Raw genomic sequence first — 23,287 nt, 5'->3', positions numbered from 1 at the left:
AAATATCGACTCATCATTTCAGCTATTTAAAAATAAGACTTTAGATAGCTAAGAAGCCACTTTTAACGATGATTATTCAAAAGCAGATTTGTATTCTTCAATTTTCAATGGCAGATTAATACTCAATTGAGTTTAAGACCGAAATTTTTTGGAGTGACCTATGTGTTCAATTTTTGCAATTTTAGATATTCAATCCGACGCGACTCCACTGCGTCAAGTCGCTCTAGAGATGTCCAAATTATTGCGTCATCGTGGTCCAGATTGGTCTGGCATTTACAGCAGTGATAAAGCCATTTTAGCCCATGAGCGTTTAGCCATTGTTGACATCGAACATGGTGCGCAGCCACTACTTAGTCAGGATGAGTCAATCGTATTAGCCGTTAACGGTGAGATCTACAACCACAAAGAATTGAAAGCTGAATTAGGCGATAAATATAGCTACCAAACCAACTCCGATTGCGAAGTCATTTTGGCATTATACCAAGAATACGGCACTGAGTTTTTAGACAAGCTAAACGGTATTTTTGCTTTTGTACTTTACGACAAAACTAAAGACACTTATCTAGTAGGTCGTGATCATATGGGGATCATTCCGCTATACACTGGGCGCGATGCTGAAGGTAACTTTTATGTTGCCTCAGAAATGAAAGCGTTAATGCCAGTGTGTAAAACGGTAGAAACCTTTAGCCCAGGACATTACCTTTCAAGTGAACAAGGCGAGCTGACTCAGTATTACCAGCGTGACTGGCGTGATTTTGCCGCTGTGCAAGACAACCCTGCCAGCGCAGAAGATGTACGTGATGCCCTAGAAGCAGCCGTAAAGCGTCAATTAATGTCAGATGTGCCTTATGGCGTATTACTGTCGGGTGGTCTTGATTCATCGGTGATTTCAGCAATCACCCAAACCTTTGCTAAGCGCCGTATTGAAGATGACGGAGAAAGCAGCGCATGGTGGCCACAACTGCACTCGTTCGCTGTCGGGCTTGAAGGTGCACCCGATTTAATTGCAGCCAAGAAGGTCGCCGATGCGATCGGCACGATTCACCACGAAATCACTTTTACTTTTCAAGATGGTATCGATGCAATTAAAGATGTGATTTACCACTTAGAAACCTACGATGTCACCACTATCCGCGCGGCAACGCCAATGTACTTGATGGCGCGCAAGATTAAAGCCATGGGCATTAAAATGGTATTGTCGGGTGAAGGTGCTGACGAATTGTTTGGTGGCTACTTGTACTTCCACAAAGCGCCTAACGCACAAGCATTCCACGAAGAGCTAGTACGTAAGCTGGACAAGTTACACCTCTTCGATTGTCTTCGCGCTAACAAAGCCATGGCAGCTTGGGGTCTTGAGGCTCGCGTGCCTTTCTTAGACAAAGAGTTTATGGACGTGGCAATGCGCACTAACCCTGATGCTAAGATGTCGAAAAACGGTAAGATTGAAAAACACATTTTGCGTGAAGCCTTTGAGCACAAGTTACCGAAAGAAGTCGCTTGGCGTCAAAAAGAGCAGTTCAGTGATGGTGTAGGTTACTCATGGATTGATGGCCTTAAAGATCATGCTGCAGACAAAGTGGACGATCTTCAACTGGCAAACGCCAAGTTTAGATTCCCATACAACACACCTGAAACCAAAGAGGCATACTTCTACCGCACCTTCTTTGAAGAGTTATTCCCACTGCCAAGTGCGGCAGAAACTGTGCCAGGTGGTAAGTCTGTTGCTTGTTCAACACCTGAAGCGCTGGCTTGGGACGAAAGCTTACAAGGGATCATAGATCCGTCAGGCCGTGCAGTGCAATCTGTACACGACAGCGCTTACTAAGCTTTACTCAACACAATAAAGCCACTCATATGAGTGGCTTTTTGCTTTGCACTTTAGATTAATCAGTCATGCTAAAATCAGTTTAACGCTTTAAAGTAATGCTGCTTAATATCGACCACTTCTAAAGTCACACTACTCACCGTTGCAGTAATGAGTGCAATTGCATCATAAACCCGCTCAATCAGTAAAGCCTTCTGCTCATCGGTGCGCCCCGGCATGATAGCAATGTTGAGGTGAATAAAACTGCTCTGCTCTTCCTCGCCTATTTGGAAATAATCACAAGCATAGGCCCGCGTCTTAATCGCTTTTGGCTCAAACAACTCTGACTCAGTAAGACCTCTATGACTGGCGGCAACTAAAGCGTCAATGGATAGCACTTCGGCTAATGGTGCGGAATACTCTATGGTGCAATGTGGCATAGTCTGCTCTTTTTATTCTTAGGGTATGGGGAATAAGGGGATAAAGCCTTACTCAGACCAAACAGCATATTCATTGCCATTCGTGTCCAGAAAGTGAAAACGACGTCCGCCAGGAAAAGTAAAAACTTGCTGGCTTATTTGCCCACCAGCATCAATGACTTTAGTTTGTGATTCTTCAAGCTGATTGGAGTACAGCACGATAAGAGGTGAACCGGAGGCGATAGTGAATGCCTTCTCACTGACAAAAAAACCGCCTGCGATACCCGCATCGACAAAACAGCTATATTCGGGGCCGTAATCAATAAACTCCCAACCGAACACTTGATTAAAGAAAGCCTTAGTCTTATTGATCTCTTTTACTGGGATCTCAAGATAGTTAATACTATGGTGCTGCATATGCCACTCCTGTGAATGCTTAACCCATGATGACTCGCTCTGTGCTTACTAACAAAAGACTTTTTAATAAACACGTTCCTAGATAAAAGCTTAACTCAGCAAATAACGCCTCAGTGATTAAAGCATATTCTGGTTAAAATCACAGCAGCTAAAGCGAGCAATACACGCTTACAAATACCCCATAAAAAAGGGAGCCTAATACCAATCAGTATCAGCTCCCTACTTTAGAACTTTAATTTAGAGCTTTAATCTAAAATTCAATTTAACGCTTTGCTAATGATGTTAGCTTATTTAGCTCTGGATAAGCGCCGCGGCTAAACCGATTAAGCCACCAAATACACCGCCCCACACCACTAACCAACCTAAGTGTTCACGGATCATCTCTTGTATGATCTCTTTAACCAGTTGTGGCGTTAACTCATCGAGCCTTTGGGTCACAATCTCTTCCACCTTGACGCGCATATCCGCAATCATATCGGGCTGCTCTAACTCTTCTTTTACTAATGCGTAAAAGTCATCGCTTTGGGCAATATCACTCAACGAGCTTTTCATTTTCTCAATAAAAGGCTCACGCAGCGGCGTTATCGCATCTGTACCACCAAACATGGCTAGCATACCGCCTAAAGACGATTGCGCCACAGTACTCACCAACGCATCAAATGCCGGAGACAGATCAATTTTATCAATAACAGGTTGCAGATTTAGTTGCTTTTCAATCCCGCCCTCACCTGATAGAAAACGATCGATATTTTCGATCGTAAAAAACTGATTCATCATTAAGTGTGCAATTGCAGCTTTAAATTCTTCAAAACGCGAGGGTATAACCCCTGAGCCGTATAACCCAGGTACCTTCTCAAACAACATATGGATAGCTAACCAATTGGTCACAGCACCAGATAGTGCAAACAAGCCAACAGTTAACACAATCGGTAAAGCAAACAGATAGCCGACAGCAACAAAGATAGCTGCAATCAAATTGGTGATAACACTCTTATTCAAGCTAATTCCCCAAAGCAAGATAAAAAACGCGCTATGGTATCAACCAAGAAAGACCTGAAGCAATAGGTTTAATCACGCTTATTTGATCTGCTTCCCATACACGTGCCCATAGTCAAGACTCATGCAACATCAATGAACATAAGTTGCACTGCTAGCTAAAGCGCAGAAACTGGCTCCTGTAACATATTTATTCGTACGTTAATAAAAACGTTACATTTTAAAAAAAACATTATGATACCAGAATCATTTACACGATAATGAAGCTAAAATTAGTAGTGTGAGTATCGACCATTAACAACTTATGCTACGTATGATTTTTGTTAGTGAAATAAACACTCTGCCACAAAATCAAATCGACAAAGGTCTGTATGTCTTTTATCAAAACATCATTTCAAGCTGTGCTGAATGGCTACCTTCAGCGTCCAAAGTATCAGCGTTTACTCATCATAGTGACCGCCATTTATTTTACTTTTACTGCAATACTAGGCTTATTGGTACCCTATATTGTGGTTAAGCAAGTACCCGAGCAGTTATCTTCGTTGCTACAGCGCCCGGTTACTCTTGAAAACGTCAAGGTCAACCCGTTCACTCTTGAAGTCGCCATCGATAAATTCGAATTACAAGAGACAGATAGCAAACCCTTTGTTGGCTTTTCACAATTAAACTTTGAGTACCAATTTTGGGACTCGGTTTTTAATACCGCCTTCAGCATCGCTAATGTCACGTTAACAGCGCCAGTAATCAACGTTGAGCGACTCAATACGCCGCAAACATTACGCTTTAATTTTTCAGATATTATTGAGACATTAGCAAATCGCCCTAAAGATAAAAGCGACGAGGAGCCGACAAAGTCAGCTGGGATCCCGCACTTTATCGTCACAAACTTAGCGATTGTGAATGCTGATCTGAACTTTACAGATAAGCTTACCCATAGCCAATTGCACTACCCAGCATTAAACCTCAATATCAAGTATTTTGACTCTAATCATGCGATTACATCGTCACTTAACAATCTTGAACTTGAACAAAAAACCAACCACTATGCAATTCATGTTGTCGGCCGTAACGGCGGTGAAATTACCACTCAAGGGCTAGTACAATTATCACCCTTGAATATTGTTGGAGATGTGCAACTGACCAATATCCAACTGCCACAATTTTGGTCTTTTATCTCGGCGCAGTTTGCCCCTCAACTAACCTCTGGACAATTTAGTTTATCGAGTCATTATCAGCTGCAAATGCAAGAGAATAAACTTCAGTTTACCACCGACCAGGGCATGCTAGAATTAGCTGACATCAACTTTGATTATCAAAAGCAATCAATTATAAAGCTCCCCATCATCGCTCTTAAAGGTATCGAGTTTAACCTTAAGCAGAGATCGGTAACGGCAGAAACGCTCGATACCGAGGGGCTTGTGCTCAATGCTAAATTGAACAAAGATGGCATTAATCTGGCGACAATCTTTACCCCTATCAATACAACACCAAACGACTCTTCAGCAGTAAAAACCAATAATGATAAGGCTGTCATATCTGCCAATCAGGCTCAAACCGCTAAGAGCAGTTGGACTGCAATACTCAAAGGCATCAACCTTAAAGATTACCAAGTGAATCTAAGCGAGCAATTAGTCACTCAAAATACCTTATGGCAAATAGAGGATATTGAACTGACGACTGGAGCCATAAACGCCGATCTCGCCTCGCCAATTGACTACCAATTATCACTCAACGTGAATCAACAGGGTCTATTGGCATCAAACGGTCATATCGACGCATTAAAACAATTAGTGAACGCCAAAGTGTCAGTCACCAAGTTTGCACTGCCACAAATACAAAACTACCTGAAACCTTATGTCAATATTGAGCTCAAGCAAGGTGATTTTAGCACTGAGGGAGACTTTGCCTTTAATGCCCAAACTCAACAGTTAAGCTATACCGGCAGCTTAGGCGTCAATGACTTACTGATTAAAGATACGCTACAGAAAAAAGACTTAATAAAATGGAAAAACTTAGAGGTCAATCGCTTAGCATTCGATAAAAATGCCAACAGTATCAATATCGATCATGTCGCGCTAAATCAGCCTTATGGCCGGATAATGATCGCTAAAGATAAGAGCACCAACATAGGTGATCTGTTTATAGTACCAACGGCTGCAGCTCCTAAAACCACAACTGAAACCACAACTCAGCATAAAGCCGTCACAGCCAATGTTGTAACTAAGCAAGAGCATCAACAGGAAACAGCTAGCAAGCCACTGGCCTTGACCATCAACAAAATCAGCTTTAAAGAGGGTTCTACCTTTTTCGCCGATAACTCGTTGACACCTAATTTTGCTGCCAGTATCGAATATTTAGATGGCAATATAAGCAAATTGTCTTCAAACAGTGAGCAAACAGCCACCGTAGATATTAAAGGTAAGATTGATCGCTACGCCCCCGTTAGCTTAAAGGGAGATATCAACCCACTGCTTAAGCAGCCTTATTTAGATCTTGCCCTTAGCTTCAAACATGTCGAGCTTACCTCGATAAGCCCCTACGCTGGTACCTACGCAGGTTATTACATTGATAAAGGGCTATTGTCATTAGCGCTTAACTACCGACTCGATAATAGCCAATTAATTGGGGAGAACCATTTAGTCATCGACCAATTAAAGCTGGGACAACCTAGCGATAGTAGTCTTGCTACCACCTTGCCTGTGACTTTAGCCATTGCACTCTTGCAAAATAGACACGGCGTGATTGATTTAGGCCTTAAAGTATCTGGTGATGTAGACGACCCAAGCTTTAGTATTGGCAGCATCGTCATGACCGCCTTTACTAATGTGATCACCAAAGCAGTAACCGCTCCCTTTACTTTGCTTGCGGGGCTACTTGGTTCTGATGAAGAACAACTCGATAAAGTCAGTTTCGCAGCCGGTATCGCGAGCCTCGATGACAGCCAACAAACTAAACTTAACAAGCTGGCCACGGGCTTAGTTGATAGACCCATGCTAACCCTCAGCGTTAAAGGCAGTGTTAACATGCAAGAAGATAGCAAAGCGCTCAGAGAGCAACAGCTTAACGCTAAGCTCGCTCAAACAGCCAAACTGGATATCACATCACTGCCTGTTGATTTATCACCTAGCAGTTACCCAACAACTGGTGCATTGTCTGATGCGCTAATAACGCTCTATGAAACAGAGCTTGCTAGCCCAGCTAAAAAGGTGAAAGAGAAAATCGAAGCAGAACATCAAGGAGAGAACAAACTTACCGTTCTCCAGCTTACACAGCGCTGGCATATCGCACTGTATAACTTTCTGCTGCGTGCACAACGACTCCCAGAGGCTGCACTTGGGCATCTAGCACAACAACGTGCGACTGCGGTTAAAACCTATTTAATTGAACAAGAGAAAATTGAACCACAAAGAATATTCCTACTCGATAGCCAAGTGGAGCTCAATACAGGTTCAAGCCAGGCCTTACTGACCTTGGGTGCGAATTAACGTCAATTCAATTACCTCCTGCCTAATAAAAAGCACGCATCTTTGCGTGCTTTTTATTGGGCAGCTGATCGCAAATCATTCATCGCCATCAAAGAGCTATTGAAAAGAGCTATTACTTATCAACCTTGTGATTAACTGCCTTGTACTTAGCAGGCTTGTACTAGACTACCTTTTGTTTGACAGCCTTGTGCTTGGCTGTCTCCTGCTGAGCTCGCTTGTATTTAGCTGGCTTGTGCTTGGCTAGTAGGCTTTAAACTCAATGTAAGATCGGCTAAAGTCGAGTCATAATCCACATCATAGCAATGCTGATACACTGGCATCATCTAAGGACAGAACCGATGAAACTCGCCCTACTGAGTGATCCTAATACTGAAAATGGCCAAGCCGCAATTAAAGCAGTGCTTACATCCATAGCAACAACCAACAAACATCCCCAGCTAACAATTGGCTATATCGCCTCTGAGCCCGCCCCTCAAAGAGAGTACTTTTTGCAAACTCAGCAGATGTATCAAACACTCGATGCAACGCTATCTGTTTATCTTGAGTTAGAATCAGGCTTTTCACCGAGCAGTCTCGAGGCGCTGTTAAACTGCGATGCCATTCATCTCTCTGGCGGTGATACCTATCGTTTCTTAAAAGCAATGCAACAGCAAAAACTATTACCCATTTTGCGCCAATATGCAGTCAATGGTGGTGCACTCATTGGCGTTAGCGCAGGTGCGATGCTCATAACCTCAAGTATTGAAAGCGCTGCACTTTGCGGCGACATCAATCATTGTCAGCTTACAGATTTTACAGCGCTCAACTTAGTGGACTTTATGTTTGCGCCCCACATCAGCCCTGTGCGGCTTGAAAGCAAGTCATTTAAACAACAGCTTTCAGCATTTAGTCAGCAGATCTGTTTATGTCCGGACAATGCCAGCCTAGTAATGATTTCTGGAGCGATAGAAGAGATAGGCCATTGTCATTGGTCAAAGTCATAAAGATGAAAGCAGATCTTTAATCATTACTTTCAACCCTGTAACGCTTGAGTTAAAATCTGCGCGAATAACAATACATCAGAGGTAGTTAATGTTTATCATTCGTTGGGTATTAGGACGTATCATCCTGTTTTTAAACTTTGTTTTTTCACCTAAAAAACTAAAGCGTCCACAAGAAGAACAACAACAAATCGACAACGCAACCAGCAATATGACTATTTACGAATATAAGGCGTGCCCATTTTGCGTTAAAGTTCGTCGTTCTTTGCGTCGCCAAGGCTTAAATATCGTCACTCTCGATGCCAAGCAAGAACCACATAAGAGCACATTGCTAAACGAAGGTGGAAAGCTACAGGTTCCTTGCATGAAAATTGTAGAAAATGGTCAATCAACTTGGATGTATGAGTCTTCAGAGATCATTGGCTTTCTCGATAAAAAATTTGCTTAACCCGCAGGCCTGCTTTCTCGCCCTAAAAGTGTCAACTTAACTCAAGTCGATGTATTTCGGGAGGAGCTGTAAATAAGTAAAAGCAACCAGATAAAACAAAAGGCAGCATATCAATGCTGCCTTTTTCATAGCGGTTACTCAAACGATAATTTAACCCAAGTTACTAATACGTACCGGTTACTATTATTTATCCGTAACTAATACCTGCTAATACCAACTACTTAAGTCTACTACCTTGCATTTGTCGGTGCAGTCAGCACCGCCTTGCCCAGAAGATGTTGATAAATATTATACCCAGCCAGCGCAGCTGTGCCACTCTCTGGTAATTCAAGATGAGCAACATCTAGCGCATAAACAGTGATTTGGTAATTATGTGGCGCAGCACCTTCAGGAGGACAGCCACCGCCAAATCCTTTGAAGCCAAAATCATTAGAAACCATACTTGCCCCTTTAGGGAGATTAGCCCCTCCCTTTAGACCCGAGTTAGCCGGCAAACTCTGAGTACTTGCTGGTAAATTAACAACCATCCAATGCCACCAGCCGCTCCCAGTAGGTGCATCAGGGTCGTACATTGTCACAGCAAAACTTTTAGTGCCTTCTGGAACATCGCTCCAACTGAGCTCTGGAGAGATATTTTCTCCACTGCAGCCCCATTGATTAAATAGCTGGGCATTTTTAAGGCTCTGACCTTCAGTGACATTTGTACTCTTTAACTCTATCGCCTGACTAGAAAGTGCAAATAAACTACATGCAGCTAATAACAAGACTTTATTGAATCTCATATATCCTACCTATATTGATTTGATTTGATTTGATTTGATTTGATTTATCTCTACGTCACAATCAAATAAGCATAGTCGAAAAAAGTCGACTTGCCATTAATCTAAGTTTCGGGGGGCCAACAGATATAATTAAAATTCGATAGCTGCTTGGTTAATCAGTAATACTGATGCCTTCAAAGCTCATCATCAGGGCTCATGGCCTCTTTTATTTCGTCACGGCTAAAACCTTTACGGGATAGATACGCATAAGCTTTCGACTTCTCTTTATAGTCTGATAAGTCATAGCGCTTTTTTGCTAGCTCTTTTTTACAGCTCTGATAAAAATCAATATTTCCAGCAAGCGTCAATTGATACAAGGTATCGACAAAATCACTCACATCAATCAATCGCTGTTTTAACTCCTGCAAGATAAGAGTTTCACCTTTGCCTTTATTATATAACTTGATGATTTCGGCGGTTAAGTCGGCTTTATCCGCTTTTACGGCGAGTTTACTGCGCAAGGTTTCACGCATCGGGTGTTGTGCTAATGCGTGATCAGTTTCTACCCGAGAAAAACCTTTTGTGGTCATCATGGCATAGACTTTCTCTTTGTTGGTCCCGTAAAAGTTATCATATCTGTCCAGTAGCCTAGAGGTTGCCATCGCATAGCTATCGACTGTTTGCTCTTGCATCACTTGTTCTATTGCACTATCAACGTCAGCCACTGATACACCGCGCTGCTGTAACTTACGCCTAATCGCGCCAGCACCGAGTTCATGACTAAAGGCTAGCTCGCAATAACGCAGTGCAAAGTCAAAATCGCTTTTTAGATACCCACCCTCGATGAGCCTAGCGAGTACGGTATCAATCCATTCTTGATTTTCGGTTTTACGCTCAAGCTTGGTACGAATTTCATTAATGGTGAAATCCTGCTGACTAAGATGCCAATAGGCACTATTAAAAACATTATCGATGGTTTTGGCTTGACGTAATGGTGGGCGCTGCATAACAAATTGAACTTAAATTAAAAAGTAACCAAAGCCAGTGTAGCAGATCCCAGTATTGTTGAGGAATAGCCCTGTGACCGGATCCCACGCTACCGAACAAGCAGCCACTATGTCCTCATAAACTTTAAAACTATGCTTAACATAATGATGTGGCCGCAGCACTCCGGTATTTATTGGACAATAACAGTCCTTCATTAAAGAGAAGCACTTCGTGGTGAGGTTTGTTTAATTCATATATAAATCGCGGCTAATCTTAGTGACAGTATTAGCGACTGTGAGACTGTATTAGCCACGATAACAGCCGCATATTAGCCACGATTAATCATGCCTTTAAGCACAATATCGTGGTAACTCACAAGTCCTGCTATTTTGTTATCCTCAATCACTGGCGCCTTGGTAATACCGAAACGGTCAAACAAACGTGCGCTATAGCGAACATCCATCCGCCCAGGTACCGTCAGCACAGGTTTAACCATAATCTCATACACATTCACTCGCTCTGGCGATCTATCTTGTGCTAAAACCTTTTTAGCGATGTCACTCATCAACACCATACCAAACTCATCATCATCGTGACGTTTATTAACAAACAATACGTTCACCTTATTGTTAACTGCATGTTCAATAGCTTCTGCTACGGTTTGCAGTCCATCAATCATGGCGTAGTCTTGACTCATCACATCATGATTTCTTACAGGGTTTTCGGTCTTCATATTTGGTCCTCAATATCACGACTTAATTTTTGTACTTGGTGCGCAACACCTACCGCATCTTCCACATCGATTTGAATAGCGATACCTTTACCGGAATCGCTATCAAACTCACCCACTTCACTTACGGTTTCTAAAATGGTTCGACATAAATGCTCTTCAACTAATAACAACACCACATCTCGCTGAACATCTAACGTTAAGCCCATAAAGGTTTTCTGTTTCTTAAGACCTTCACCGCGAGCGTGATTAATGACTGTAGCGCCTGTCGCACCTTTACTACGAGCCGCATCTAAAACCGAGTCTGTACAGGCATCATCAATAAACACCAGAATAAGTTTAAAGCGCATTATCTCGCTCCTTTTGGGTTCTATTCTTAAATTCCACCAATTGGGCATAGCCCATCACAGTGATCATGGGAAACAAGCTGGCAAAGGCAATAAGGCCAAAGCCATCAATAAGGGGATTACGTCCCTCAACATTGGTCGCTAAGCCTAAACCTAAAGCAGCAACTAACGGAACGGTGACCGTAGAGGTCGTCACACCGCCAGAATCATAAGCCAGTGGTACTATCATTTTAGGTGCATAAAAGGTTTGAATAACCACCAGCACATAACCCGCCATAATGTAGTAGTGAATAGGATCCCCAACGACAATTCGAAAGCACCCTAATGCAATACCAAAGGCTACGCCGATAGCCACTGAAATACGTAAGCCTTGAATACCGATAGTGCCACCGGAAACCTGATTGGCTTTAATCGCCACCGCAATCAAAGAAGGCTCAGCAATAGTCGTACTAAAACCAATTGCTGCGGCAAAAATGTAAACCCAATAATAGTCCTGCCAAGCATTAACTGTATTTTGCAAATCGCCTTCATGGATAAACTCATGGGAGGTAAGCTGTTCTGCCATACTCTCGCCAATGGGGAACAGCGCCATCTCTAGACCGACTAAGAAAAAGCTTAGCCCTAAAATGACATACACAAACCCCGCAACCACTCGTCGCCAATTGGCAACAGGCCTTTTTAATACGCCGAGCTGAAAACCAAAAAGAATAATCGCTATCGGCACCACATCGCGTATGGTGACCAGTAAGGTATCAAGCACTTGGTGCAACATATCCATTAAAGCACTCCCATTAAAGCACCACTATTAAAGCACCACCATTCCGTAAATAAGCACGAAGATCATTGGCATTAAACTGGCAAAAGCAATCAGGCCAAAGCCATCTAACATCGGGTTTCGGCCCTTAATCACTGTGGCAAGCCCCACACCTAGAGCTGTCACTAAAGGCACGGTAATTGTTGATGTTGTCACCCCGCCAGAATCATAGGCGATACCAATAATGTTTTCAGGCGCAAATGAGGTCAAAATCATCACTATGATGTAGCCTGAAATAATCAGGTAATGGATAGGCCAGCCTTTTAAAATTCTGACCACACCAAGCAAAATTGCCAGGCCCACTGATAAGGCCACGGTTAATCTCAGCCCCATAGCGTAGCTATCCATTGACGCTTCACTCGACTTTATCGCCCCGACCTCAGCTGCTACCTCCGCCGCTTCATTAGCCACAGCGGTTAACGCAGGCTCTGCCAATGTGGTGCCAAAGCCGAGCGAAAAAGAAAATACCACTAACCAAAACACGCTGCCCTTGCGAGCCAGTGCCTGCGCAAGCGATTCACCGATGGGAAACAGTCCCATTTCGAGACCAAATACAAAGAAAGTTAACCCGACGATAATGAAAACAAGACCGATTAAAATCGAAAAAAGGTTATCGGGTGCTTGTTGTAAGACAAATATCTCAAAGAAGCAGACCACCAAAATAATAGGGATCAAATCTTTGAAACTATTAAACAACGCCTTTAACAGCTGATTGATTGAAGCCATATTCACTCCTTTGGGGCCACATTTTCAGTGTGCCAAAACGAGCGCGGATCACAACAAATATTTAACAGGCGTTACACCAAGTTTGCGCTAGATCAAATATCGAGGCTATCGAAACAAAAATTAAGCTGTTAGGCAGCAAAACAAATCAAGAGATCCAGCAAGAAATCATTGCCCGCGCTTTTACATACTGGTTGTAGGTCTCTTTGTTGATGCATTATTGTGCGCAATGTTCATTTAACGGCTTACAAGCTACAAACAATCAAATTCGACAATGACAGTTTTTAGCAAAATCCACTCAAAAAACACCAAAATCACCCTATAAAAATAAAATTAGACAAATTTATACACTCAATTAGTGAAAATCAGTCAAAAATAGAAATATTCAATTGACAGCTTTCACCCGCAAATGTTTTTATATAGTCACTGAAACAAACAAGATGAATTTTAAATGACACAGTTTAATACTTTCCAAAACATTAATTGGTGGTGGCACTTCCCAACTTAGCGGGTGGTGTGAAACTGTGTGCTCATAGAACTGAGCCAAGATTCAACAAGAAAGCCCGCACACTCTGCGGGCTTTCTTGTATTTAAGCGATAATAAAACAGCGAGAAACAAGAAAGCCAAGGCAGCGGGCAATGAGCAATGACGTGTAATAGGCATCGTGATTGATATAAGATAAAGTGAGATAAAACAATGAATAATGCATTACCCTACAAGGCAGGAGCAGGAGCATGAGCATGACACAGCATACTATCGCTAAAGTTGTCACTCAAAAAGAGGCGTTGGCATATCACGATGACCCGCTTCGCTTATACCAGCATGTGACTCAAGATGCCCCTCATACCATGTTGCTTGAATCGGCTGAAATTGACAGCAAAGATCACTTAAAGAGTATCGTCCTGACACACTCAGCCATGAAGATCCGCTGCGACGGTTACCAGTTACAATTTCAAGCGTTAACTGACAATGGTAAGGCATTGCTAGCCCCTATCCGCACATTCTTTCAGCAAGCTTTTCCAAGTAGCCAATACCAAGTAACTTCCGAATCGAGCCTCATTGTTACCCTACAAAAAGAGCGTAATCAACTCGATGAAGATGCCCGCTTAAAGTCGACCTCCCCGCTCGATGGTCTCAGAATGCTGGTTAAACACATTCGCTGTGATGAAAGCCCTGAGTTTGAAGATCTGTTTCTGGGCGGCGTACTCTCTTATGACTTAATTGATACCGTAGAACCGCTACCAAGTGTGCCAGAGGGGGATAACACCTGCCCAGACTACTTGTTTTACCTCGCCGAAACGTTAATTCTTGTGGATCATCAGCAGCAAAGCGCTGAAATTGTTACTCATCAATTTATTGAGCCCACACACGTTACCTCAAGCCACGTAAGCCAACAGCTCAATGAGCGTATGGCCCAATTACAGCAAGCCTGTCACTCACTCGCTCCCATTGCAAAATTGCAAACAGTTGACGCCAAAACCCAAGTCAATATTTGTGATGAAGACTTCAAAGGTACCGTCAATGCTCTCAAAGAGCACATTATTGCCGGCGATATTTTCCAAGTGGTGCCATCTCGTAGTTTTAGCTTACCTTGCCCAAATACATTAGGTGCATACCGTGCGTTAAGGCTGACGAATCCAAGCCCTTACATGTTTTATTTTCGCGGTGACGACTTTACTTTGTTTGGTGCATCACCTGAAAGTGCACTCAAATATGAAGCTAAGAGCAATCAAGTTGAGATCTACCCGATTGCTGGTACTCGTAAACGGGGTAAAACCGCCAGTGGCGAAATCGACTTTGATCTAGATAGCCGCAACGAGCTTGAACTGCGCTTAGATAAAAAAGAGCTGTCTGAACACATTATGTTAGTTGATTTAGCCCGCAACGATATTGCCCGTATTAGCCAAAGCGGTACCCGTAAAGTACCTGAACTACTAAAGGTAGACAGATATTCCCACGTGATGCATTTAGTCAGCCGAGTAACAGGTCAGTTAAGAACTGACTTAGATGCCCTTCATGCTTATCAAGCTTGCATGAACATGGGTACATTAACAGGTGCCCCGAAGGTCAGCGCGGCCCAACTTATTCGCGGCGCTGAAAAAACACGCCGTGGCAGCTACGGCGGCGCCGTAGGTTACTTAAATGGCCTTGGTGATATGGATACCTGTATTGTGATCCGCTCAGCCTTTGTAAAAGATGGCACCGCCTATATTCAAGCAGGTGCAGGCGTAGTGTTTGACTCCGATCCGCAAGCCGAAGCCGATGAGACTCGCCAAAAAGCACAAGCGGTAATTTCAGCCATAAAGATGGGAGGTGGACGATGAAAATCTATCTACTCGATAATTTCGACTCGTTCACTTACAACCTAGTGGATCAGTTTAGAAGCCTTGGTTATAAAGTCGTGATCTACCGTAACGATGTTGACGCTAACTTTATCGCCAACAAACTGTTAAACGAAACCGTGCCAGCGGCTCTGGTATTATCACCTGGGCCTGGCGCGCCCCATGAAGCTGGCTCGCTGATGGCATTAATTGAAAGTGTAGCGGGAAAAGTCCCAATGCTGGGCATTTGTCTTGGCCACCAAGCATTAGTTGAGCATTACGGCGGTAAAGTTGAGCGCGCCAAACAAGTCGTTCATGGTAAAGCGAGCCCAACCTTTCATAACGGCCAAGGGATCTTTGTAGGTTTGCCATCACCGCTTCCTGTGGCTCGTTATCACAGCTTAGTGGCAACGAAAGTGCCAGATTGCTTAGAGGTTATCGCCACCACAGAAGAGATGCCAATGGCGATTATTCATAGACAAGACAAGGCGGTGGGTTTTCAGTTTCACCCTGAATCGATTTTAACCACCTTAGGCAGCCAATTATTAGTGCAAAGCTTAGATTATCTTGCCCGCTCTTTAGCTGATGGAAACCAGAACCTAACTAGCCTAAGCCCAACTGAAGTAAAAGGATAAGATTATGAGCCAAACTCAAGTTAAACCAATTGAAATCAAGCCTACTGAAGCTCTTATCGAAGCCCTTTATCGCGGTGAGAGCCTAACTCGACAAGAAGCTAAGGTGCTCTTTAGCCAAATCATTCAAGGCAAAATGGACCCCGTCAGCATGGGGGGTATGCTGGTTGCTATGAAAATGCGCGGCGAAACCATAGATGAAATATCCGGTGCAGCAGATGCACTGCGCGCGGCAGCGAAAGCCTTTCCGACCCCAAGTGAAACAACCGTTAATAAAGGTATCCTTGATATCGTCGGCACTGGTGGCGACGGCCATAACACTATCAATATCTCAACCACTGCCGCCTTTGTCGCTGCAGCGGCGGGCGCCAATGTAGCTAAACACGGTAACCGTAGTGTGTCGAGTAAATCAGGCTCTTCAGACTTACTGGCGCAATTTGGCATCGATTTGACCATGGCACCAGAAACTGCGCGTGATTGTTTAGACGAGCTAGGTTTATGCTTCTTGTTTGCCCCACACTATCATGGCGGTGTCGCCCACGCAGTACCTGTGCGCCAAGCACTAAAAACCCGCACTTTATTTAACGTATTGGGGCCTTTGATTAACCCGTCCCACCCAAACTTTATGCTGCTTGGCGTGTATAGCCCTGAACTGGTAGCGCCTATTGCCCAGGTCGTTAAAGCCCTTGGGATCAAGCGCGCTATGGTGGTTCATGGTAGCGGCCTTGATGAAGTGGCACTACACGGCGATACCTTAGTACATGAGTTAAAAGATGGCGAGATCAGCGAGTACCGCATTACGCCTGCCATGTTAGGCGTACCAAACGCTGAACTAACAGATTTAGAAGGCGGCGCGCCTGAAGAAAATGCAGAGCACACCCGTGCTATTTTACAAGGCGCAGGCCAAAGCGCCCACATGAATGCCGTTGCTATCAATGCTGGCTGCGCGCTGTATGTTGCAGGTGTGTGTGATGATGTAAGAGCTGGTACTGCCTTAGCGTTAGAGACAATTAAAAGCGGTAAAGCCTACGAGTTATTGACCCAGCTGGCTAACGCTAGCCAAGCTGCGAAAGGAGCCTAATGTGAGCATGGATCTAACAAAGCCAACAGCAGCTAAAGAAAGCAACGTATTAACTAAGATTGTTGATACAAAAGCGGCGCATATTATCGAATTAAAGCAACGCTTTGCTGAAGCAAGCTTAACGCCTAAAACCTCTGATAGAAGCTTATTTGATGCGTTAAACGCCCCCAATGCTGGCTTTATTTTAGAGTGTAAAAAGGCCAGTCCATCAAAAGGCTTGATTCGTGATGTATTCGATGTCGATGCGATTAGCGACGTCTATAACCACTACGCTGCTGGTATTTCTGTATTAACGGATGAGCAGTTCTTTCAAGGCGATATGGACTATATTCCGCGTGTACGCGCGCGCGTTAGTCAGCCCATTTTATGCAAAGACTTTTTCGTAGACGAATATCAAGTCAAACTTGCCGCTCACCAAGGCGCTGATGCCATCTTGCTCATGTTGTCGGTGCTCGATGACGAACGTTATCAAGCGCTTGCTGCAGAAGCGAAAAAATACCAACTCGATATTTTAACTGAAGTCAGCAACCAGGTTGAATTAACTCGCGCCATTGATCTTAATGCTGCGATTATCGGTATTAATAATCGTAATCTTCGCGACTTATCGACCGACCTTGCAACCACAGAAGAGCTTGCACCGCATATTCCGGCAGACAGAGTAGTGATCAGTGAATCAGGTATTTATAACCAAGCACAAGTTCGCCGTTTAGCCCCATTAGTTGATGGCTTCTTGGTTGGCAGCTCATTGATGGCAGAAGACGATCTGGACCTTGCCTGCCGAAAACTCACGCTTGGCCACAACAAAGTATGTGGGTTAACCCGTATCGAAGACATACTTGCCGTGGCTAAAGCTGGCGCAGTCTATGGCGGCCTGATCTTTGCTAAAAAATCACCGCGTGCCGTGACTGCACAGCAAGCACAGGATTTAGTCGAACAGCTCAAGCAAACTGGCATCAAGCTGAGCCTGGTTGGGGTATTTGTGAACGAAGCGGTCGATGTTATCGCTAAGCTGGCTATCGATTTAGGCCTATTTGCAGTGCAGTTACACGGTAAAGAAACCGAGCTTGAAATCGCTGAGTTAACAGCAATATTTGCCAAGCAGAACTGCCAAACACAAATTTGGAAAGCCATTGCGGTAAATACTGATGTTGAAGGTAATAACGGTGATGAGCTTGTAATTCCAGAAGGTATCGACCGCGTAGTATTTGATAGTAAATCAGACGGCCAATTTGGCGGTACCGGTCAATGCTTTGACTGGCAAAAGGTTCTTCCGAGTAAAGAGCTCGCGCTACTGGCTGGCGGTTTAAGCCCTGATAACGCAGTGCAAGCGGCAAACCAAGGATTTTATGGCTTAGATTTTAACTCTGGTCTTGAGCAAATCCCTGGAATTAAAGATGCCAACAAAATTACTGAAACATTTGCGCGACTGCGCCAGTACTAATTAAATTGAAAATAAGTACCAAATAGATTCAAAGCAACAGCCTAAACAAGATTATGCCATTGGCTCAACCAGCCAGTGGCAACAAATTGAAAAGATAAAGGACAAGATTATGAGCAAGTTAAATCCCTACTTTGGGGAATACGGCGGTATGTACGTACCACAGATTTTAATGCCAGCCCTTAAGCAGTTAGAAACCGCCTTTATCGAAGCGCAAGAAGATGAGGCGTTTCAACAAGAGTTCACTGAATTATTGAAAAATTATGCGGGCCGCCCAACAGCGTTAACACTGACCCGTAACTTAAGCCCTAACCCGTTAGCCAAAATTTACCTAAAGCGTGAAGATCTACTGCATGGCGGTGCCCATAAAACCAACCAGGTTTTAGGTCAGGCGCTACTGGCTAAACGTATGGGTAAGAAAGAGATCATCGCCGAAACCGGCGCTGGCCAACATGGCGTTGCTACCGCCCTTGCCTGCGCCTTACTCGGTCTTAAGTGTAAAGTGTATATGGGCGCTAAAGATGTTGAGCGTCAGTCACCTAACGTATTTAGAATGAAGTTAATGGGCGCTGAAGTTATTCCTGTTACCTCTGGTTCTGCCACGTTGAAAGATGCTTGCAACGAGGCGATGCGTGACTGGTCTGGCAGCTATGACAAAGCCCACTATCTACTTGGCACAGCAGCGGGCCCACACCCATTCCCAACAATTGTACGTGAGTTCCAACGCATGATTGGCGAAGAAACCAAAGCGCAGATCCTTGAACGTGAAGGTCGTTTGCCTGATGCCGTTATCGCCTGTGTCGGCGGTGGCTCAAACGCGATTGGTATGTTTGCAGATTTTATCGACGAGAAAGAAGTGGCACTGATTGGTGTAGAGCCAGCAGGAAAAGGCATCGATACCCCAATGCACGGCGCGCCACTTAAGCACGGTAAAACCGGTATTTTCTTCGGTATGAAAGCGCCATTAATGCAAGACAGCGAAGGCCAAATTGAGGAGTCTTACTCTGTTTCTGCAGGACTTGATTTCCCATCGGTTGGCCCACAGCATGCGCACCTTGCAGCCACGGGGCGCGCTACGTATGAGTCTGCGACCGATGATGAAGCGCTTGAAGCCTTTCAGCTACTCGCTCGTTCAGAGGGCATTATTCCGGCACTGGAGTCTGCTCACGCGATTGCTTATGCGGTAAAACTGGCAAAAGAAGCCACCAAAGAAACCCTGCTTGTGGTTAACCTATCAGGTCGCGGCGATAAAGATATCTTCACCGTTGCGGACATTCTTGAGAAACAGGAAGTTGAAGAGAAAAAAGCTGAGCAACAAAAAGTTGAACAGCAAAGCTCAGAACAAAACCAAACAACTGCAGCACAAAACAGCTAGGAGAGTGGCAATGAGTCAACGTTATCAGGCAGCCTTTGCCGCCCTAAATGAAAAAAAACAAGGCGCATTTGTGCCATTCGTGACCTTAGGTGATCCGTCACCTGAGATATCACTAAAAATTATCGACACCCTAGTTAAAAATGGTGCCGATGCACTAGAACTTGGCTTTCCATTTTCTGATCCATTAGCCGACGGTCCGGTAATACAAGGAGCCAACCTACGCTCATTAGCGGCAGGCACTACGCCAACACAGTGCTTTGAGATGCTAAGCAGTATTCGAGCTAAATACCCTGAACTGCCGATTGGCCTGCTTCTATATGCCAACCTGGTCTTTGCCAACGGTGTCGACACCTTCTACGCAAAATGCCAAGCCGCGGGTGTAGATTCAGTATTGATTGCCGATGTGCCAGTTGAAGAAGCGACCCCGTTTATCGAGTCTGCAAAAGCTCACGGTATTGCACCAATTTTTATCGCGCCGCCCAATGCGGATAGTGACACTCTCAAGCTTGTGAGTGAAAAAGGCCAAGGCTATACCTACCTACTCTCGCGCGCAGGTGTCACTGGAACAGAATCCAAAGCCGGTATGCCAATTACCGATATCCTCAACCGTTTAAAAGAGTTTAATGGCGCGCCGCCTTTGCTAGGCTTTGGTATTGCCGAGCCGAGCCAGGTAAAAGCAGCTATTGATGCTGGCGCAGCGGGCGCAATTTCAGGCTCTGCCGTGGTGAAAATCATTGACGCGAATAAAGACAACGAGGCAGCGCTCCTTAGCGCCCTTGCTGAATTTACTCGCAATATGAAAGCCGCAACCGCTCGCTAATTTGCTATTACTACAAACAAAAAAATAGCGCCTTAATGGCGCTATTTTTATTAGTAGACTCTTTGCCTATAAGCTTAAATAAGCAACTCAAGCAACTCAAGCAACTCAAGCAATAAGCTTATTTTAGCATCTCGTTAATACGAATAACTTGAGCGCGATAGCCAGTGGCAAACATATCGTGGCTGTCGATATTGATGCGCACTGCAGGCTTTGTTTCACCATAACGGTGTTCGACCAAAATGGATTTTACCTTACCCGTGGTGTCATCCATCTTCATGTTACCGTAACCGCCACCTAAACCGAATAAGCCCGCAGAAGCAAAGTAACTCATCATGCTGTCTTTATCGGCTTGGTATTTAACGATAGAGGTAATTGGCGAGTATCCCGCGTAGCCAAGTTCATCCTTGCCATACTGCCAAACTTGTTGCACCGTCATGTTTTGCTCATCGATTTTATACTCCACAGAGCGAGAGTACTTTTCATTGGCAAACATTGGCTGACCTAAATCGCGGCCGTCACCGTTGTCAAATACGGTTAAGGTACCCTTTTCAGGGACTAAATAAGCCGTGTGCGATGTCCAGCTAAAGTCAAAATCCTTGTCCTGACAAGCGCCCTTCTCGTTGCACCAAATAGGCTCACCTTCTGCAGTGATTGGCTTTAATAGCTTATCTTGGTATTTTTCACTCCAGCCCTTACTGGCACTTAAAATCCACTTTACTTGCTTATCGCGGCCAATTTTAATCACCGCCGATTGATGACGTGAGCTGATAATAATGCTGTCATCGGTTGGATCGTACTCGATAGAGTTAACGTGGATCCAATTGCGACCGGTTGCCACACCGTGAATATCGCCATAAGGCGCATTGGCTAAGTCTTCTTCAGTGGTTTGGTGACCCGCATCTTTAATATTGATATTAAGACACACCGCGCCCGCATCGAGTGACAACAGCGCCGCGTCTCGCATTGGATCTAAAATCGTATTGAGGTCCCAATAATCGACCAGCTTGCCCGTGTTATCCACTTCTACGATTTGATCGCGAATAGTATTGACTAAGCGGCCGTCGCTAGTGCGATAATCTTTCGCGGCAGCACGGATAAACACGTTACCGTTCGCGCCTTCAATCCCCTCATGGGAGGCATCAATAAAATTACCCGGCAGATTATGCTCTGAAATCATCCGCCCCATAATCGACATTTTCTTCCAGCCCTGGCCCTGCACCCACACCATATTGCCATCTTTAGTGATGTTCATCCCCATGGCGTAACCTGCGTTATCGTAGGTTTTCGCATCATGAGTAGTATAAGGGTTCATATACCAACGGATATCACCTGCGGTATCTATGATAAAGAAGCCAGGTTTGCCATCCCACGAAAAGGCCCCGGGCGCCTCAACATTGTTATGCATCAGCGGCGAGGATTTACCGTCTGGATTACTCCAATTAACAAAGTACAATCGGTCCTTAAAGTCAGCGTCCACATGCTCAACTTCAACAATTGGCGCTTTAGCCCACTGACTTTCTGAAAAACCCATATCAATATCCGGCGTCAGCATCTGATACTCATGAGATTTACGCTCACCATTCTCCAACCACTTAACGGTAAAGCGATTAATAAATGCAGGGTAAAGACCAAAAATCGGCACACCGCCTTCATCCATCACGCGCATATCATCGACTTGATAAGTTAGACTCACACCATCTTCATCGTTAGCATGAACCGTCACCTCTACGGCTGAAATAGCGTGACCCGCCAATGTCACCAAGGCGGTGAGAGGCGCATTTTCATAAGGATTATGAATGATATAACCAAGAGGAGCCCCTTCAACAGGAATGGGCTTCATGCCATCAATTGAAGCAAAAGCCTGTGTGCTACAAAGACTAAGAGACAAGGCTAACGCCGACAGAAGTAAAGACGGTTTAGACATTTAAAGATCATACTCAGCGAATCGGAAACTGAGGCGGATTATAATCAGCAAATACAATAAAAAATGTCAGCTAATTAACACTATAGCGAGTATATTTCGACTTTGATGGCAGGATCACGGTTTCAAAATTAGTAAATAAATAGAGAAACTTACAATCGATTAAGCTGTCAGTCGTAGCTTATAGAAATCACGCTTTAGTTATCATGATTATTCATTGAAATATTGTGCTTTTTTCCATACCACATTGCGGCAGGCACCTCGATTGCCAGGTACAGTATCAAGGTGAACCAAAACCAATTTGTATCAAACATTAGCAAGCTAAATTCATGACCTGAACCCCAATATTTGAGTCCTACCAGCAGTAGCACAAATGCTGAAACCCCAATGTCACACCAAAACAATCGATTGATATGACTTCCCGCCACTTTGGGGTAGATAGACAGATAACTCATCGCGATAACGATGGCAATAAGCGCGATAATCGATAATTCAGGCATTGCCATATATAGACTCGGAAATCATAAAGTTAGGCGGTAAATTTGTCTGCCGCCATGATCTGTTGAGCACCAAAGTCTATTTCCTTTTCGATTCAGTGCATATCACCACTTGCCCTCACATCGTTTATATCGCTAGTACTAAACTTAAGATAGCGTCAATAATCTTTAAGTACTGGTTTAGGCCTAAAAATAAAAACGCAGCCAAAAGGCTAATGCCGTTCACTTAAGGTGAACGGCATTTTTATTTTTGGCATACCGTTGAGGCCTTGGTTTTACTGTTCTGGGGA

Annotated in this window: 21 protein-coding genes; 10 read left to right on the top strand and 11 right to left on the bottom strand. The window is 44.2% G+C overall.

Features of this window, described 5'->3' with window-relative positions; all coding sequences use genetic code 11:
- Positions 1-160 precede the first annotated feature (160 nt).
- Positions 161-1,825 carry an asparagine synthase B gene (gene asnB, locus ACVBIO_RS15070; protein WP_447162454.1) on the top strand — a complete coding sequence of 555 codons (1,665 nt, stop codon included), beginning with the start codon at positions 161-163 and terminating at the stop codon, positions 1,823-1,825.
- Positions 1,826-1,902: 77 nt separating this feature from the next.
- Here the strand turns inward: asnB and ACVBIO_RS15065 are convergent, their stop codons facing one another.
- The 3 genes from ACVBIO_RS15065 to ACVBIO_RS15055 form a co-directional block, all read right to left on the bottom strand.
- Positions 1,903-2,244 (bottom strand): 5-carboxymethyl-2-hydroxymuconate Delta-isomerase, encoded by a 342-nt coding sequence (locus ACVBIO_RS15065; RefSeq protein ID WP_447172925.1) that lies wholly within the window; start codon positions 2,242-2,244, stop codon positions 1,903-1,905.
- A gap of 48 nt (positions 2,245-2,292) precedes the next feature.
- Positions 2,293-2,640 (bottom strand): VOC family protein, encoded by a 348-nt coding sequence (locus tag ACVBIO_RS15060; protein ID WP_447162452.1) that lies wholly within the window; start codon positions 2,638-2,640, stop codon positions 2,293-2,295.
- A 291-nt stretch (positions 2,641-2,931) separates the two neighbouring features.
- Entirely contained in the window at positions 2,932-3,639 is a 708-nt protein-coding gene (locus ACVBIO_RS15055; RefSeq protein WP_447162451.1) for a DUF445 domain-containing protein, read from the bottom strand.
- A gap of 368 nt (positions 3,640-4,007) precedes the next feature.
- Between ACVBIO_RS15055 and ACVBIO_RS15050 the strand changes: the two genes are divergently transcribed.
- From ACVBIO_RS15050 to ACVBIO_RS15040, 3 genes are all read left to right on the top strand, one after another.
- Complete coding sequence (locus ACVBIO_RS15050; RefSeq protein ID WP_447172924.1) at positions 4,008-7,121, top strand: DUF748 domain-containing protein; 3,114 nt, start codon at positions 4,008-4,010, stop codon at positions 7,119-7,121.
- 338 nt (positions 7,122-7,459) lie between these two features.
- A complete protein-coding gene (locus tag ACVBIO_RS15045) occupies positions 7,460-8,104 on the top strand; it encodes a Type 1 glutamine amidotransferase-like domain-containing protein (RefSeq protein ID WP_447172923.1) in 645 nt (214 codons plus the stop codon).
- A gap of 88 nt (positions 8,105-8,192) precedes the next feature.
- Complete coding sequence (locus ACVBIO_RS15040; protein ID WP_447162448.1) at positions 8,193-8,549, top strand: glutathione S-transferase N-terminal domain-containing protein; 357 nt, start codon at positions 8,193-8,195, stop codon at positions 8,547-8,549.
- A 230-nt stretch (positions 8,550-8,779) separates the two neighbouring features.
- On the opposite strand, the gene ACVBIO_RS15035 is transcribed toward ACVBIO_RS15040, so the two are convergent.
- The 6 genes from ACVBIO_RS15035 to ACVBIO_RS15010 form a co-directional block, all read right to left on the bottom strand.
- A complete protein-coding gene (locus ACVBIO_RS15035; protein WP_447162447.1) occupies positions 8,780-9,331 on the bottom strand; it encodes a YbhB/YbcL family Raf kinase inhibitor-like protein in 552 nt (183 codons plus the stop codon).
- Positions 9,332-9,504: 173 nt separating this feature from the next.
- Positions 9,505-10,317 (bottom strand): RecX family transcriptional regulator, encoded by an 813-nt coding sequence (locus ACVBIO_RS15030; RefSeq protein ID WP_447172922.1) that lies wholly within the window; start codon positions 10,315-10,317, stop codon positions 9,505-9,507.
- Between the two features lie 308 nt (positions 10,318-10,625).
- The gene (locus tag ACVBIO_RS15025) at positions 10,626-11,030 is read right to left on the bottom strand and encodes a CBS domain-containing protein (RefSeq protein WP_447162445.1); all 405 of its coding nucleotides are present in this window, start codon (positions 11,028-11,030) and stop codon (positions 10,626-10,628) included.
- On the bottom strand, positions 11,027-11,377 hold the full coding sequence (locus tag ACVBIO_RS15020) for a P-II family nitrogen regulator (protein WP_447162444.1): 351 nt from the start codon (positions 11,375-11,377) through the stop codon (positions 11,027-11,029). The genes ACVBIO_RS15025 and ACVBIO_RS15020 overlap by 4 nt, the downstream gene beginning before the upstream one ends.
- Positions 11,367-12,152 (bottom strand): DUF1538 domain-containing protein, encoded by a 786-nt coding sequence (locus tag ACVBIO_RS15015; protein WP_447162443.1) that lies wholly within the window; start codon positions 12,150-12,152, stop codon positions 11,367-11,369. The genes ACVBIO_RS15020 and ACVBIO_RS15015 overlap by 11 nt, the downstream gene beginning before the upstream one ends.
- 27 nt (positions 12,153-12,179) lie before the next feature.
- Positions 12,180-12,914: a DUF1538 family protein gene (locus ACVBIO_RS15010; RefSeq protein WP_447162442.1), complete on the bottom strand. Its 735-nt coding sequence runs from the start codon at positions 12,912-12,914 to the stop codon at positions 12,180-12,182.
- Positions 12,915-13,652: 738 nt separating this feature from the next.
- On the opposite strand from ACVBIO_RS15010, the gene ACVBIO_RS15005 reads away from it, so the two are divergent.
- The 6 genes from ACVBIO_RS15005 (at position 13,653) to trpA (ending at position 20,579) form a co-directional block, all read left to right on the top strand.
- Complete coding sequence (locus tag ACVBIO_RS15005) at positions 13,653-15,236, top strand: anthranilate synthase component 1 (RefSeq protein ID WP_447172921.1); 1,584 nt, start codon at positions 13,653-13,655, stop codon at positions 15,234-15,236.
- Positions 15,233-15,868, top strand: coding sequence for an aminodeoxychorismate/anthranilate synthase component II (locus ACVBIO_RS15000; protein WP_447163386.1), 636 nt, complete (start codon positions 15,233-15,235; stop codon positions 15,866-15,868). Before ACVBIO_RS15005 ends, ACVBIO_RS15000 begins: the two co-directional genes overlap by 4 nt.
- 28 nt (positions 15,869-15,896) lie before the next feature.
- Positions 15,897-16,946, top strand: a complete 1,050-nt coding sequence (gene trpD / locus ACVBIO_RS14995) for an anthranilate phosphoribosyltransferase (RefSeq protein WP_447162461.1) — start codon at positions 15,897-15,899, stop codon at positions 16,944-16,946.
- Positions 16,947-16,953: 7 nt separating this feature from the next.
- Positions 16,954-18,387, top strand: a complete 1,434-nt coding sequence (gene trpCF, locus ACVBIO_RS14990; protein WP_447172920.1) for a bifunctional indole-3-glycerol-phosphate synthase TrpC/phosphoribosylanthranilate isomerase TrpF — start codon at positions 16,954-16,956, stop codon at positions 18,385-18,387.
- 109 nt (positions 18,388-18,496) lie between these two features.
- Positions 18,497-19,759 (top strand): tryptophan synthase subunit beta, encoded by a 1,263-nt coding sequence (trpB, locus tag ACVBIO_RS14985; RefSeq protein ID WP_447162439.1) that lies wholly within the window; start codon positions 18,497-18,499, stop codon positions 19,757-19,759.
- 10 nt (positions 19,760-19,769) lie between these two features.
- Positions 19,770-20,579: a tryptophan synthase subunit alpha gene (gene trpA / locus ACVBIO_RS14980; RefSeq protein WP_447162438.1), complete on the top strand. Its 810-nt coding sequence runs from the start codon at positions 19,770-19,772 to the stop codon at positions 20,577-20,579.
- A gap of 118 nt (positions 20,580-20,697) precedes the next feature.
- On the opposite strand, the gene ACVBIO_RS14975 is transcribed toward trpA, so the two are convergent.
- Together ACVBIO_RS14975 and ACVBIO_RS14970 are read right to left on the bottom strand one after the other, a co-directional pair.
- A complete protein-coding gene (locus tag ACVBIO_RS14975; protein WP_447172919.1) occupies positions 20,698-22,503 on the bottom strand; it encodes an aryl-sulfate sulfotransferase in 1,806 nt (601 codons plus the stop codon).
- Positions 22,504-22,697: 194 nt separating this feature from the next.
- On the bottom strand, positions 22,698-23,006 hold the full coding sequence (locus tag ACVBIO_RS14970; RefSeq protein WP_447172918.1) for a hypothetical protein: 309 nt from the start codon (positions 23,004-23,006) through the stop codon (positions 22,698-22,700).
- Positions 23,007-23,287 lie beyond the last annotated feature (281 nt).

Source organism: Shewanella sp. 0m-8, assembly GCF_052977265.1.
The sequence above is the reverse complement of the archived record's forward strand: the minus strand, read 5'-3'. Positions and strand labels throughout refer to the sequence as shown.